The organism is Cecembia rubra (assembly GCF_003014575.1).
GTDB classification, from domain to species: domain Bacteria; phylum Bacteroidota; class Bacteroidia; order Cytophagales; family Cyclobacteriaceae; genus Cecembia_A; species Cecembia_A rubra.
In genome coordinates this window covers 24,308-38,507 of the sequence record NZ_PYGF01000011.1, presented here as the reverse complement: position 1 = coordinate 38,507, position 14,200 = coordinate 24,308, and the positions used below count along the sequence as shown (strand labels likewise).

Below are 14,200 nucleotides of genomic sequence, written 5' to 3'. Positions count from 1 at the left end.
TTAAAATAACTTTGTATGAATATACATCGATTTGTACAAACTTACACGAATTTATTATCCCTAAGGATCAATTTTGATCAACGGGACAAGTTTTGTACTTAACGTCAGAAGTACCATTTGAATTGAGCATAACCATGAAATTTCCTCAGATTTTCCGAACAGCCCAGCCAATGAGGTTTGATATCAAACCGAGGTATTATGACCCGGTCAAAGAAGAAATCGAACAAAGGACTGCTCGCATCAAAAGAGAGTTGCAGGCAGAAGGGAAAATACCTTACGACGGAGACCACACTATGGAAGGTACAGGATTTCACGGATCATCAATTCGTGGTGCATTTACATCAGGAGGACAGATTAAAGGACGGCATACTTCTCCATTACAAAGTGCAGGAATGCTCCGATTGGTCATATTTGTTCTGTTGATTGGAAGTTTGTTCGGTTATATTTATTATGGCCCGGAAGCCATCTACACCATACTTTACATAGTAGCAGGCATTTCATTGTTGTTCCTATTTTTTAGATTAAGAAGAAAACAACGCAAATGAGTGATATCATCCAACTTCTTCCTGATGCCATCGCCAATCAGATTGCTGCAGGTGAAGTAGTACAACGTCCTGCATCTGCACTGAAAGAATTGATGGAAAATGCCATTGATGCCGGGGCAAGCCAGGTACAGGTTTTGGTAAAAGAAGCAGGAAAAATGCTGATCCAGGTCATCGACAATGGGAAGGGAATGACCATGACCGATGCAAGAATGAGTTTCGAAAGACATGCAACTTCCAAAATCCGGTCTTCAGCGGATCTTTTTGCTATCCGGACTTTTGGATTCAGGGGTGAGGCATTGGCTTCTATAGCTGCAGTAGCCCAGGTGGAAATGAAAACCAGGGAAAAAGGAGCCGAGTTGGGCACACTTATACAAATTGAAGGTTCGGAAATTAAGAAACAGGAACTTGTATCCTGCCAGGAAGGCACAAGCATTTCGGTTAAGAATCTTTTTTTTAATGTCCCGGCCCGAAGAAATTTTCTGAAGTCCAATCCGGTAGAAATGAAGCATCTTGTGGATGAATTCCAAAGGGTCGCACTTGCTTATCCTGAAATCGGATTCAACTTTATTCAAAATGACATGGAGCTTTATAACCTCCAACCTGGAAAGCTAAGCCAAAGGATTGTTGGGCTCTTCGGCAAAAACTATCAGGGACAATTGGTGGCCTGCAAAGAAGAAACACCTCATCTGAATGTCAGAGGCTATGTAGGCAAACCCGAAAACTCCAAAAAAACAAGGGGGGAACAGTTTTTCTTCGTCAATAACCGCTTTATCAAAAGCAATTACCTTCACCATGCTGTGGCCAATGCCTATGAAGGACTAATGCCTTCGGATATGCATCCTTTTTATGTGCTATTCCTTGAAATCGATCCAAGCCATATAGACATCAATGTCCACCCTACCAAAACTGAAATCAAATTTGATGATGAAAGAACTGTATATGCAGTGATTCGCTCAGCTGTAAAACAGGCACTTGGCGCACACAATGTGGTTCCGACTTTGGATTTCTCACTGGATGTCAATTTTACAGAAAACTGGAAATATGACAGCGGTAAAAGACAGGAGATCAATTTAGAAAATACCTTAGTGCCGGATGACCTGGCCAAAGAGAAATCTTACAAGTCCTTTCAGAACCCTTCTTTCAAAAAACAATCGGTATCAGGTTGGGAAAAGCTATTTGAAGGTGGTACTGGACTTTCTGAATATAGCCAAAAAATAACAAGGGAAGATGAAAAGGATTTTCTGACATTTCCATCCAAAGCCAACGAAGAGCTTTCAAGGCCCTCTTTGGATTTCGGAAAGCTAGAAGAAAGTACTGGGACGACTTTCCAGGTAGAGCTCAATTATATCATCGGCCAAATGTCAACCGGCCTTCTGATCATTGACCAACAAGCCGCACATGAGCGGATCTTGTATGAGCGCTATTCGAGACAGCTTTCCCAAGCTTCCGGCGCCTCGCAACAATGTCTTTTCCCCCCACATGTTCAGTTGGCTCCAGGAGATTTTGCATTGGTTATGGACATCAAAGACGAACTCCACAGTCTGGGGTTTGTGCTAGTGGAATTTGGAAAGGACACTCTTCTTATCCAAGGTGTGCCTGCAGACGTACAGGTCACCAATGAAAAAGCACTCTTTGAGGGACTATTGGAGCAATACAAACATTTCAAATCCGAGCTTTCCTTAGATAAAAGAGAAAATCTGGCAAGATCTTTGGCAAAAAAATCTTCAATAAAAAGAGGAATAAAGCTCAACACTCAAGAAATGGAAACGATTGTTGCACAATTATTTTCCTGTCAAAACCCAAATTATGGGCTTTCGGGGAACAAAACCTTCGTCAAACTCGATATACAAAAGATACAAGCCTTTTTTAACAGATAATTTATGTTCAGAAACTTAACACCTGTCGTAAAAAATTTATTGCTGATCACCATTGGTGTCTATGTGGTAGCTTCCTTTTTCATGCCACAGTTGAAAGCTTTTTTCGCGCTTTATTATGTTCACAGCAACAGGTTTATACCTACCCAGTTCTTGACCTACATGTTCATGCATGCAGATGGTTGGCACCTGTTTAGCAACATGTTTGGCCTGTTTATATTTGGGCCCCTCCTGGAGCAGTTTCTAGGTCCTAAAAAAATACTCAGCTTATGGATGATCTGTGGAGTTGGTTCAGGTCTACTCTACTCTGGATATACAGCCTACAGGATGAACCAAATGGATAACAGTATTTCGGCCTTTTACAGCAATCCAAACCCTGATAACTTTAGAGAATTTGTGAATAATAATCCCGGTTTTTTCAAACCGGGGGTTTATGATTTTATTGATGCTTACGACAGGAATCCTGACAATGCCAATTTGATCCAGCGAGCCAAAGACAACCTGATGTCTGTAAGAGAAATGCAGGCCAATGTACCAATGGTGGGAGCTTCAGGAGCTTTATTTGGTGTCCTAATTGCCTTTGCCATGCTTTTTCCAAACACTCAGTTGTTTTTGTTGTTTCCTCCTATGCCGGTAAAAGCCAAATATTTAGTCCTATTCTATGGCCTTTACACAGTTTATAACGTAATTTACAATAATCCATTGGATAATGTGGCTCATTTTGCCCATCTCAGTGGATTGGTAATCGGCGCAGCACTAGTCTGGTATTGGAAAAAAGATAGGCGTAACTTTTATTGAAAGCAATGTACGGAGGATTCTGGGACAATTTGAGAAATGCGTTCAGGCAAAACAATAACAGCCTGTACAAGATTTTGGCCATCAATTTGATCGTGTTTTTTGCCATGGTCATATTCCGGGTGGTTTTCACTTTGTCCGGAGCTGGAAATATTTATGAAGGTTTCAGGGCCTACATGATGATGCCGGCAGACCTTTCTGTCTTTATGAGGCAGCCATGGTCCCTATTTTCCTACATGTTTTTTCATGAAGGGCTCTTCCATATCCTTTTCAATTTACTTTTCTTATATTGGTTTGGCCTATTGGTCCACGAATATTTGGGCAGCCGCAAATTGGCAAATTTGTACATTTTAGGAGGTATCGCAGGAGCCATGTTTTACGTCCTTATGTACAATATATCACCTTATTTTTCAGACGTACTCCCTATGGCCAAAATGCTTGGAGCAAGTGCCGGAGTATATGCCATTGTAGTCGGAGCCGCCACCCTTACGCCCAACACAACCTTTCACCTGATCTTATTGGGACCCGTAAAAATTAAATATATTGCCATCTTTTATGTCATCATAGCATTTGTCAATTCTGCCGGAAGTAATGCTGGGGGTGAATTGGCACATTTGGGTGGAGCTGCCTTAGGCTTTTTTTATATCAACCAACTTAGAAAAGGAAACGATTGGGGAAGACCAGTACAGGCTGTGGGTCAGTTTTTTGAGAGATTATTTACCAAAAAGCCAAAAGTCAAAGTCTCTTATCGAAAAAAATCCTATTCCACTTCAGAAAGTTATACTTCAGGATCGACCAACCTCAAATCCACACCCTATTCAGGTGCCAATTTACCTACTCAAGAAGAAATCGATCAGATTCTGGATAAAATAGCAGAAAAAGGCTATGATGGATTAAGTAAAGAAGAGAAGCGTAAACTCTTCGAATACAGCAAAAAATAATCCGACTTTAAATCTTATTTCTCCTGGATTTTTTTCTCAATTGGATCCCAATTTAAACACCATCCCAACCCTCAAAACTGGCTGACGTGTGTTTTGGCTTTGCATCTTGAATTCCGTAACTACCCCGAATTGATCCAAAAGATCCAAAAAAGCGCCAACTCCAAAATTAGCACCTGCCCTGGATAGCACTTGACCAGGTTCTCCAGGTTGAAAATTGAGCCAAAGATTATTGTAGCCTCCAACAAGGTAAACCTGGGAAATCCCCTCTGTGAGATAGTACCTGAGATCTGCGTTGAGGCTATAGCTCCTCCCTATATCCGGAAACCAATAGGTAAAACTAGGGGCGAAGGAAAATTTGTCAGCGAATAGGTACTCAAAACCAGCATTTCCGCCTAAATCATTGATCTGCAGCTTATAATCCCCTGCAACCTGTATCCTAAAATCCCCTTGCTCCTGAGCTGTGACAGTCGAGCAATATATCAGTAAAACAATTACAAAAATTAATTTTTTCATGCCCTAAATATAAGGAAAATCAAAAAAGCCCCAAGAAAGGGGCCCTTTTCATTCAATTTTTAAGTCAATTCCTGTTCAGATTGATCTCTTGTTCCAAGTATGATAACCTTCCCATATTATCCATTCCCTGTACTACAACCTTGAATTTTTGTACCACATCGTTGTTGAAAAACTCGATATCAGCACTGTTGCCATTCAGGGTCAATTTGGGATTCCAATATAAGGTAGACCTGAAATCCGGCGCAGGGGAGCTTTCCTTATCATATCGTGGCATATAAAACTCCCGGGTGACTGAATAACCAGGGAACCTTAAATTGAACACCCCATTACCCAGATCTCCAATTCCTGCTCCTCTCTTGGTGTAAAGGGCAATCACACCACTTCCACCTGTAGCACCGAAAACGGCCAAAGAAGCAGCATCCTTGAACACTTCTACTGAAGCCAAGTCCCTCGGACTGATGGAAGAGGCAAAACTGATATCAACTGGCACATTATCCAATAATATCAAAGGTGGACCTCCTGCCTGAAGTGAGCCTACACCTCTGATGGTTATACTAGGCATTCCCATGGGGTCAGGTGTAACCCTAACTCCGGCAAATCTACCTTGAAGCAATTGGAAAATATCCCGAAAACCCTCAAATCCACTGATATCCTCAGGTCTAAGAGAAGCATCTCCCTTTCCATACATTCTGACAATTTGCTCCTCATTGGGATCAATTTTCTCAGATTTTATTACAAATTCATCCAACTTAATTTCCTGAACTTCTCCAAAAGCCGCTTCAGAAGCCCTCCTTTTCTCTGCCTGAAGCAGGTACTCCCGCACCACAGGTGAAATATGAAAATTACCCACTTTGGGCTTAAAACCTTCCCATGAAACATACTTGGACAAAGGCGGATCCATCTCAAGGTTTACAAATTCCTTTTGCCTTTTATCAGAGGCAGAAATGGTCAGCAGGGTAGTATCTTGAAAATCCAGGTCATCGAGAATGAATTTTCCGTTTTCACCGAATTCCACAGCGAAGAATTCTTCTTCCTTACCTTTTGAAAAAACATTGAGCACCCCTCCGGAAAGTCCCCTTCTTCCTCCATTTTTTGGACTGACAGTTCCGGTGACATTGATGCCCTGTTCGATAAAGTTTTTATTCTCCATTTTTCCTGCCAAAACCTTTTCCCAATTGAATCTTCTCCAGCCATGGGTCAGCATCACCAGATCAATTCCCTGATCATCTCTGCTTTCACCAAAAAATTGCTTGGGGTTATGGATGATACCCTTCAACTCAGATTCCATCTTGAGATAGGAAATTATATGGGATTGGTTACTATATGGACTTTCATTAGCATCTGTAATGGAAACAGAATAATTCCCCCCTTCAAAGGCTTCCCCCTCCAACAGCAATTTCCATTTATTTTTTCCCCTTGGCTGACTATTGACTTGATTTGCCTCGAGTTTCAAAGAAACTTCCTTTTCCACGGGGATAAATATCAATCGCTCAGCCAAGGGTGTTCCTCCCGGCTCAAATATGGTAACCTGATTGATCCCCTCGGGAAGCTGGGTTTTGTTGACCCTGGCACCGGTAACCCCATTTTGAAGATTGATCATCTGCATGTGACCTATCCTGCCCCGTGCATGAATTACAAGTAGTCCTTCACCTGTAGGCGAGATCTCTGTAAAATTATTGGATTGAATCAGGATATTCACGAGGTTTTCATTAGTGTTGTCCACAGAAAGGTTTACTCCTTTGGTTTTGACCTGACCAACGGATTTATTTAATTTTCCAGAATCTGTCACCAATTCAGTTGTGATATTTTGTCCAGCCTGAGGGGTTATATTAAATGCAGCCAGACCGGATTCATTGGTGCTGAATTCCACCTCCTGTGAACCAGAGACTACTTTACCTTGTAACTTTACCGGAGAACCATCAGGATATACCGCCCGGACTGCCACCTTATTGTTGAAACCTGCTATCAGGTCTCCTCCTTCAGGTAAAAACTGAACATCAATAGAGAAACTGGGAAAGGGTAAAACAAATCTCCTGGAAATAGCAAAATCCTCGTTTTCAACTTGTTTCAATTCTAGTGCTGTCACCTGATTCAATGATGCTGCAGGAAGGTCAAAAGAGAATTCATATTGACCGTTTTGGTCTAAAATAAATATACCCTTCTGAATCGTCTTGTCCCTATTCACCAGTTCATAATGCAAGGAATCACCGGAAAGGGGCTTTAGTGAATTATCCACAGCAGAAATCTTGGCCAGGTAATTTACCTGATTACCATTTTCCTTCTTGTCAAAAGTCACGGAAGGTTGGAATTTCAAGTTGTAAGGATCCAATACCTGAATACTCGTCTGAAAAACCGCATCCTCCCCAAATCCCTTCAACCAATAGGAGTAGGCCTTGATATGATACAGACCCTCTTGTGTAAAGAGATCCAGTTTTAAATCTCCATATCCATGGCCATCTTCCATCTTTACAGTCCTCTGCTGCAACAGGCGTCCCTCATTGTCAAGCAAATCCACATAAACCACCTTGCTGAGCGGGGACGGAACATCTGGACTCCCCGCGGTCATGTAAACGGAAAACCAGATATTATCTCCCGCTGCATAGAGATTCTTATCCAAATGCAGAAAAACTTTTTCCTCGGGAATTTCATCGACATAAAATTCCATCATGGAAATGATTTTTTCTGTCAGTTCTGAGATACCAGGCTTTTCTTTGAAAGCCGTAAAAATGTAAATGGCCGGAATCAATAAAAACGGAATGAGGTACTTGATTTTTTTCATAGAAAATAAGTTTTACAACAATCAAACAATTCAAATAGCCTGAAGACAATGGACTAGCCAAAACCTCCGAGTTACCTTTGTTACGAAATATTTTATTCGGCGGTTTTATTTTTTGCAAATAAAACTAAAAAAATAAAATATTCAAAAACCACTGCTAAAAATAACTTTATTGATACCCCTTGGTGTAAATGGAACAAAAACAAGCAAAACTAGCCATGTAATCTACTGAAGCTGAGCCACCTCATTCTTATTGGCCAACTGACCACAGGCTGCATCAATGTCCTGTCCTCTGGACTTTCTGACCTTGGCCACTATGCCATTTTCTTCCAAAATCCTCACATACATATCCACTGCCTCCTGGGAAGCCTGGCGGAATTCTCCCTCATCTATTGGATTATATTGGATGATATTCACTTTGGAAGGAATGATTTTGCAGAATTTTGCCAAAGCTTTGGCATGACGATCATCATCATTTACCCCTTCCCAGATCACATATTCATAGGTAACTTTTCTTTTGGTCTTTTGGTACCAATATTTTAAAGACTCAGACAGATCTTCCAATGGATTGACCTCATTGATCGGCATCAGGCGACTACGGGTCTCATTGATGGCAGAGTGTAAGGAAATCGCCAAATTGAATTTAACCCCATCATCAGCCATTTTCTTGATCATCTTAGGAATCCCAACAGTGGAAAGTGTAATTCTTCTAGGTGCCATTCCCAATCCTTCAGGAGAGGTAATCTTGTCAATGGCCTCGATGACATTGGTGTAATTCAACAGGGGTTCGCCCATACCCATAAACACAATATTGGTCAGCGGGCGGTTGAAATAGGTTTCTGCTTCCTCCTTGATGGCGACTACCTGGTCATAAATTTCATCAGGATTGAGGTTGCGCATTCTTTTCAATCTTGCCGTAGCACAAAAGTTACAGTCTAGACTACATCCTACCTGGGAAGATACACAGGCAGTAATTCTCTTTGTTGTTGGGATCAGTACCGACTCCACAATTTTATCATCAAAAAGCTTAACCGCATTCTTAATGGTTCCATCGGTTGAATGCTGCATGAGGTCCACATGGATGTGGTTGATGGAAAAATTCGCTTTCAACATCTCCCTGGTCTCCTTGGAAATGTTGGTCATGTCATCAAAATTCTTGAGTGACTTATTCCAAAGCCAGTCGTAAACCTGCTTGGCGCGGAATTTTTTGTCCCCTTGGGCAACAAAAAACTCCTCCAATTGGGCCAATGTGAATTTTCTGATGTCTTTTTTAGCGGTATTTTCCATGATGCAAAGGTAGGGATTTTTTATCCCTCCATAAGGGCAAAAACCCAAAATGCTCCTCGCTTGGTTCCCTTTTCAGAAAATATCTATGTACAGGAGACCTTTCATACCTGCTTTAGCTTCCCCATTTTTCTGAAAGCAAATGGACAAAGCCTAATGAGAAGTATCTTTAAATGTCTTTCCGTTTACAACTTTTTTTGAAGGTCTTCCAAAATTTCCCTGATCTCTACGATACTTGCCCATTCCCTGTCACGGTCTCCATGTTCGATACCGACATGGCCATGGTACCCATGAGAAAGTACTATTTTCATCATCCGTTCATAATCCAAAGGAGTCTGATTTCCATGGTCATCAAAGGCTGTAGGTTTTAGGCTGACCCCTTTCGCCATTGTCATCAATTCATCTACCCCACGGTAAGAATCATAGGATACCTCCCTGTTTTCATCCCTGAAAATCCTGAAATTTCCAAAATCCGGCAAACTCCCTGCTCTGGGATGTGCTGTTTGCTGCAGCATACCTACCAACCACTTGGCATCACTGGAATAACCGCCGTGATTCTCAATGAGGATATTGATATCAAAATCATCCGCAAATTCACACAAAGACCGCATCCCATCTGCACATAATTTCATAGCCTCCGCTGCATCATTTGGATCAGCGGACCATGGAATCTCTGTGTAGGCATTGATCCTGATGGAATGACAACCCAAAAATTGAGCAGCCTCCACCCATTTTTTATGGTTTTCCACTGTTTGCTGTCTATCCGTGGCTGATTTTGCCCCCAGCATACCTTCCCTATCACACATGATCAGGACCTGCTCAATACCTTCGTTTTTGCATCGGGTATTCATTTCGCCGAGATAGGCTTTATCCTTTGCCTTGTCCATGAAAAACTGGTTCACATATTCCACCGCATGGATGCCATGCTTCTTGGTTTCCAGAGGAAAATCCAGGTGGTCCAGCTTTCCCTGAAAAATCAGTCTGTTGACCGACCATTCCGCCAAAGAAATTTTAAAGGGCAGGGCTTTGTTTGTTTTGGCCAATCCTGGAAGCGGGATGGAGAAAAAGCCTAAAGCTAAGCTAGCCAAGCTGGCTGTCTTAATAAATTCTCTTCTTTGGGAATCTTGGGAATGTTTCATGTTTTCTTATTAAGGTCTTTGGGTTATTGGTTAAGTGAGAAATTTACCCATACAGGGCATGGATTACAAAATTTTGGGAAAATGTTTTTCACTAAATTTACCGAAAGACCAAAATGAACTATTTCAGATGCCAATCAAGAAAATCAGCCTTACAACCCTATATTTTATCAAAAGCAACTTTTCAAAAGGGCTACTATGGATAGGTCTTAAAACCGGGCTCATTGACAAGGTAATGATTTTGCCCTTTAAAGGATTCGGGAATGAAAATGAAATCTACTTTTTGGGAAGGGTACTTAAAGAAAGGGGAATAGTAAATTCTAGCCTGGAAGATGGACCATGGAAAAATTTTAAAAAAATGTACAAGCGTTTTATGTCATGGGAAATTCCAGGTGTAAAAATAAAAGCAAGCTTTCAGCATATCGAGCAAACGGTGATTACAGATGAGGAAGGTTACTTCTGTGTGCATCTAAAATCTCCCCATCCATTCTCAATAGATGCTCCTTGGCAAGAAATACGGTTGGAGTTATTGGATCCGGTAGTGAAAAATCAGGAACAAGTTACCGCGGTCAACAAGGTCTTCATTCCCTACAAAAATGTGGAGTATGGTGTAATATCTGACATCGATGACACCATCGTACCCACAGGAGCCACCAGACTTCTCACCATGCTGAAGACTACTTTTCTGGGCAATGCCCATACCCGTTTGCCCTTCCCCGGAGTAGCGGATTTTTACCAGGCTTTGGCCAAAGGCAATGACGGCATTGAGAGCAACCCCTTCTTCTATGTCTCCAGTTCTCCATGGAACCTATATGATTTTTTGGTAGAATTTTTAGAAGTACACAGTATCCCCAAGGGTCCTTTGATGTTGCGGGATTTAGGTTTATCAAGGGAACAGTTTATTGCCGGAAGTCATTGGGAACACAAGCTCAGGCAGGTAGAAAAAATATTTGAGATTGAAAAAAATCTCCAGTTTATCCTTATCGGCGACTCGGGTCAACATGACCCCGAAATCTATCTTCAGGTAGTCAAGGACTTTCCTGAAAGGGTGAAAATAATCTATATCCGGGATATCAAAACCTCTAGACAAACAAAGTTGCTTGCAATCGAAAAGGAATTGAAAAATCTAGGTGTGCCAATGCTATTAATTAAAGATACTGGGGAGGCGGCCGCCCATGCAGCTGCTCAAGGTTGGATTCCTGAAGCGGCAATAGGCCAGGTTCAGGCAGCCGCAGAAGAACCCTGATGACGGTTTTTCAAACCGAACAAAGGCCTGATCCAAGTCCACCTTCTGATACCTGCTTCATAGATCAACCAAGAAAAGCCAAAAGTGCCAACTACCATGATCAGGAATTTTGGCCAAAACCCCCAGTCCAAGTCCATTATATAAAATCCGATGGCGATGGTGATGGTCTGATGAAGAATATAAAATGGATAGACTGCCTCATTTGCGTAGGCCAAAGTAGGGCTGGAACGATTAAGATAAGCCGATGCATATCCGAAAATTGCCAAAATCCAAGCCCAATAATTCACCACTTTAATAAAAGCCTCTATAAAATGGATCAATGTAGAATCCTCCCAAATCAATCTTAATCCTATCATTGAACTAAACCCTATGACACCTAAATACAGGTATTTTTTGCGATTTGATGCTACAGTTTTCCAAAAAACATCCCCCACCGAAATCATCAGGAACCCATAAAAGAAAAGCGTGAGGTAATTGACCATATTAAACCAATCTCCCCAAAAAGCATGGGTAGAAGGAAAGAAGGGCTCCAGAAATGCCTCCCAGAAATACAAAGGCACAAGCAACCAAAACAAACCCATGGGTCTTTCCGCCAATCGCCTCATTCGTCTGATCAAGCCGGTTTGGGGATTATTCCTCAGGTATAAAAAGCAGGGGATCAACATCAAGGAAAAAACCAAAAGGTAGGGCAAAAACCACAAGTGATGCCAAGAGAAATTGCCTTCCGGATAAACCCCGATAAATGCCTGGGCAGGCCAATAGTCAAAAAAACTGCCTTCAAACTGGTCTTTGGACAATCTCTCGAAATACACCTGGGGAGGAACAATAAATAAAATCCCAGCCACTAAAGGTAGAAATAAGCGCTTCATCCGCTCTAAGGCAAACTGTTCTCCACTCCTTTTAGATAAGGCATAATAAGTTCCCATACCAGAAATCACAAAAAGAATGGAGAGGCGCCATTGATTGACAAACAACATGGGCCATTTGATGGCTTCATAGATGACATTGTTCTTAATATGAAAACCCCAGGGAACAAAAAACATCCCCACATGATAGAAAATTAATAAAGCAAATACTATTACCCTTAGCCAATCCAGATCATATCTTCTCATCATAAATCAAGTTTTTGCCCAAAGGTAAATTGATTTCAAATGCTTAGGACAAGACAGTGATGGCTATCAAGAAAATGGGATGAAATACAAGAATTTCAATTCGCATATTGTTCTTCAAACTTTGAGATCATTCCTCTGGAAACAGGGACCTCTTCATTCACCCCCTTTAATTGCAGAAAATAGCCTTGGGCATTGCCCTTTACATGAATTACTTTTTGAAGGTTGACCAAATAAGACCGATGGGTTTTCAAAAATGCAGGGAAAGGTTCCAGCTGCTGCTCCAGTTCCTTTAAAGTCATCCTCTTGATCAATTTTGAAGCTGTTTCTTCACTTTCTAAAAAAAACTCCAAATAATTGCCATCTGCTTTGGCATAAAGAAATCGGGTAATGTCCATTTCAAAATCATCACTTTTTTGCTGTGTGATGATGGAAATTACGGATGAGCTTTCTGGGGTTTGAACCTGCAAAGATTGAGCATTGATAGACTGGGCTGTTATCAAATTTGCCTTGAGCAACCTGAGGTAATTAAGCGGTTCCAAAATAATGACAAACAAAATACCAACTAAAAAGGTATTGCGTATTTCCTCTAATAAGTATCTCAAAGACCAATTATCAGGATTATCGTATATCAAATCTCTTGTTAAAAACTGACATATTCCAATCATCAGAAGCATCAAGCCTATCAAACCAATTTCCTTCCCCACTGTCCAACAGTCTTCATTTATTTTTCTACTTTTTATGAACAAAATCACAAAAACTACCAAAAAGGCATTGAAGGAATGGACCATAGAAATCCAGAAGTAATCAAATTTATGTTCCGGCCTGTACACTACAAAAGGTTCAAAAAGATAATTGAAAAGTAAACTCATTATTAAAACAATTCCGGCTACGAATAAAAAACCAGTACCTGTGTAATAGAAAGGATAAGGCTGGCGAAAAACTTCCAAAACCTCACCCCATCTTTTTTTATTAATATTCAAAGACATCCTATTAGCAATTTTTTAAAACAGGTCGGTGACCTTAAAATATTTTTTAAATTACATCAATGAAAGCAACAAACCTATTACCAAAGATAGAAGGAATCATAGTACCGACAGTGACGCCTTTACTAGAGTCAGGTAAACTGGACCTAAAGGGAATTGAAACCATTACAAGACACCTGATAGATGGGGGTGTACATGGTATTTTTATTTTGGGAACTACCGGAGAAACACCAAGTTTGAAGGTAGACCTGAGAAAGAATTTAATCAAAAACACCTGCCAATATGCCAATAATGAAAAACCTGTAATGGTAGGCATCAGTGATCCCTGCATGGATGTAAGTTTAGAATTGGCCCAGATAGCCAGGTCCGAAGGAGCTACTGCTGTGGTTGCATTGTCTCCCTTCTTTTTCCATTTGGATCAGGAAGATTTATACAACTATTTCTCCCTTTTGGCAGATCAATGCGAGTTACCCCTATTCTTGTATAATTACCCGAACATGACCAAATGTCATCTGGAAGTAGGAACTGTGAAAGCCTTGGCAGCACATCCCAACATCATCGGCATCAAAGACAGTTCAGGAAATGGGGTATATCTTGAGAAGCTTTTGGAAATCAAATCTGAAAAACCGGAATTTTCTGTATTACCAGGACCAGAAGAAATCATGGTCCAATCAGTAATTGCAGGTGCTGATGGCGGAGTCAATGGAGGTGCTAATTTATTTCCCGAATTATATGTCCGTCTTTATGAAGCAGCAAAGGCGAAAGACTGGGACACGATTCAAGTGATTCAGCCTATTATCATGGAAATTTCCAGTAAGATTTATGGAGCCGGAAAAAAGAGTTACAGTTATTTTCAGGGAATGAAGCAGGCTTTGAGTTTCCTGGGAATTTGCCAACCCCATTTGTCCAGACCACTTTTAGCTGCACCGGCCACCGTTCAGATGGCCATACAGCAAGACATGCAGTCCATCATTCGAAAGATCAAAGCTATCTGA

At 41.1% G+C, this 14,200-nt stretch carries 12 protein-coding genes; 6 read left to right on the top strand and 6 right to left on the bottom strand.

Going from position 1 to position 14,200, the window contains the following annotated elements; translation table 11 throughout:
* Window positions 1-134: 134 nt before the first annotated feature.
* Genes CLV48_RS16535 through CLV48_RS16520 form a run of 4 tightly spaced genes read left to right on the top strand, consistent with a single transcriptional unit; the run spans window position 135 to window position 4,155 of the window.
* Window positions 135-545 (top strand): hypothetical protein, encoded by a 411-nt coding sequence (locus CLV48_RS16535; RefSeq protein WP_106568399.1) that lies wholly within the window; start codon window positions 135-137, stop codon window positions 543-545.
* Window positions 542-2,422, top strand: coding sequence for a DNA mismatch repair endonuclease MutL (gene mutL, locus CLV48_RS16530; RefSeq protein WP_106568398.1), 1,881 nt, complete (start codon window positions 542-544; stop codon window positions 2,420-2,422). Before CLV48_RS16535 ends, mutL begins: the two co-directional genes overlap by 4 nt.
* A gap of 3 nt (window positions 2,423-2,425) precedes the next feature.
* Complete coding sequence (locus tag CLV48_RS16525) at window positions 2,426-3,217, top strand: rhomboid family intramembrane serine protease (RefSeq protein WP_106568397.1); 792 nt, start codon at window positions 2,426-2,428, stop codon at window positions 3,215-3,217.
* 5 nt (window positions 3,218-3,222) lie between these two features.
* Window positions 3,223-4,155, top strand: coding sequence for a rhomboid family protein (locus CLV48_RS16520; RefSeq protein ID WP_106568396.1), 933 nt, complete (start codon window positions 3,223-3,225; stop codon window positions 4,153-4,155).
* 36 nt (window positions 4,156-4,191) lie between these two features.
* Here the strand turns inward: CLV48_RS16520 and CLV48_RS16515 are convergent, their stop codons facing one another.
* From CLV48_RS16515 to CLV48_RS16495, 4 genes are all read right to left on the bottom strand, one after another.
* Window positions 4,192-4,668 (bottom strand): hypothetical protein, encoded by a 477-nt coding sequence (locus tag CLV48_RS16515; RefSeq protein WP_106568395.1) that lies wholly within the window; start codon window positions 4,666-4,668, stop codon window positions 4,192-4,194.
* 64 nt (window positions 4,669-4,732) lie between these two features.
* Window positions 4,733-7,447 carry a TonB-dependent receptor plug domain-containing protein gene (locus tag CLV48_RS16510; protein WP_106568394.1) on the bottom strand — a complete coding sequence of 905 codons (2,715 nt, stop codon included), beginning with the start codon at window positions 7,445-7,447 and terminating at the stop codon, window positions 4,733-4,735.
* 222 nt (window positions 7,448-7,669) lie between these two features.
* A complete protein-coding gene (rlmN, locus tag CLV48_RS16505; protein ID WP_106568393.1) occupies window positions 7,670-8,731 on the bottom strand; it encodes a dual-specificity RNA methyltransferase RlmN in 1,062 nt (353 codons plus the stop codon).
* Window positions 8,732-8,913: 182 nt separating this feature from the next.
* The gene (locus tag CLV48_RS16495) at window positions 8,914-9,867 is read right to left on the bottom strand and encodes a sugar phosphate isomerase/epimerase family protein (protein WP_106568391.1); all 954 of its coding nucleotides are present in this window, start codon (window positions 9,865-9,867) and stop codon (window positions 8,914-8,916) included.
* 127 nt (window positions 9,868-9,994) lie between these two features.
* On the opposite strand from CLV48_RS16495, the gene CLV48_RS16490 reads away from it, so the two are divergent.
* A complete protein-coding gene (locus tag CLV48_RS16490) occupies window positions 9,995-11,110 on the top strand; it encodes an App1 family protein phosphatidate phosphatase (protein ID WP_106568490.1) in 1,116 nt (371 codons plus the stop codon).
* Here CLV48_RS16490 and CLV48_RS16485 read toward each other — a convergent pair.
* Both CLV48_RS16485 and CLV48_RS16480 read right to left on the bottom strand, forming a co-directional pair.
* The gene (locus CLV48_RS16485; RefSeq protein ID WP_245889590.1) at window positions 11,086-12,225 is read right to left on the bottom strand and encodes an acyltransferase family protein; all 1,140 of its coding nucleotides are present in this window, start codon (window positions 12,223-12,225) and stop codon (window positions 11,086-11,088) included. The genes CLV48_RS16490 and CLV48_RS16485 overlap by 25 nt on opposite strands.
* A 92-nt stretch (window positions 12,226-12,317) precedes the next feature.
* Window positions 12,318-13,208 (bottom strand): LytR/AlgR family response regulator transcription factor, encoded by an 891-nt coding sequence (locus tag CLV48_RS16480; RefSeq protein ID WP_106568390.1) that lies wholly within the window; start codon window positions 13,206-13,208, stop codon window positions 12,318-12,320.
* A 59-nt stretch (window positions 13,209-13,267) separates the two neighbouring features.
* Here CLV48_RS16480 and CLV48_RS16475 point away from each other — a divergent pair, with 59 nt between their 5' ends.
* The gene (locus CLV48_RS16475) at window positions 13,268-14,200 is read left to right on the top strand and encodes a dihydrodipicolinate synthase family protein (protein WP_106568389.1); all 933 of its coding nucleotides are present in this window, start codon (window positions 13,268-13,270) and stop codon (window positions 14,198-14,200) included.

Coding starts and splice junctions, on each gene's coding strand:
- rlmN (WP_106568393.1), bottom strand. CDS start 8,731: ATGGAAAATACCGCTAAAAAAGACATCAGAAAATTCACATTGGCCCAA.
- CLV48_RS16495 (WP_106568391.1), bottom strand. CDS start 9,867: ATGAAACATTCCCAAGATTCCCAAAGAAGAGAATTTATTAAGACAGCC.
- CLV48_RS16525 (WP_106568397.1), top strand. CDS start 2,426: ATGTTCAGAAACTTAACACCTGTCGTAAAAAATTTATTGCTGATCACC.
- CLV48_RS16535 (WP_106568399.1), top strand. CDS start 135: ATGAAATTTCCTCAGATTTTCCGAACAGCCCAGCCAATGAGGTTTGAT.
- CLV48_RS16490 (WP_106568490.1), top strand. CDS start 9,995: ATGCCAATCAAGAAAATCAGCCTTACAACCCTATATTTTATCAAAAGC.
- CLV48_RS16480 (WP_106568390.1), bottom strand. CDS start 13,208: ATGTCTTTGAATATTAATAAAAAAAGATGGGGTGAGGTTTTGGAAGTT.
- CLV48_RS16485 (WP_245889590.1), bottom strand. CDS start 12,225: ATGATGAGAAGATATGATCTGGATTGGCTAAGGGTAATAGTATTTGCT.
- mutL (WP_106568398.1), top strand. CDS start 542: ATGAGTGATATCATCCAACTTCTTCCTGATGCCATCGCCAATCAGATT.
- CLV48_RS16475 (WP_106568389.1), top strand. CDS start 13,268: ATGAAAGCAACAAACCTATTACCAAAGATAGAAGGAATCATAGTACCG.
- CLV48_RS16510 (WP_106568394.1), bottom strand. CDS start 7,447: ATGAAAAAAATCAAGTACCTCATTCCGTTTTTATTGATTCCGGCCATT.
- CLV48_RS16520 (WP_106568396.1), top strand. CDS start 3,223: ATGTACGGAGGATTCTGGGACAATTTGAGAAATGCGTTCAGGCAAAAC.
- CLV48_RS16515 (WP_106568395.1), bottom strand. CDS start 4,668: ATGAAAAAATTAATTTTTGTAATTGTTTTACTGATATATTGCTCGACT.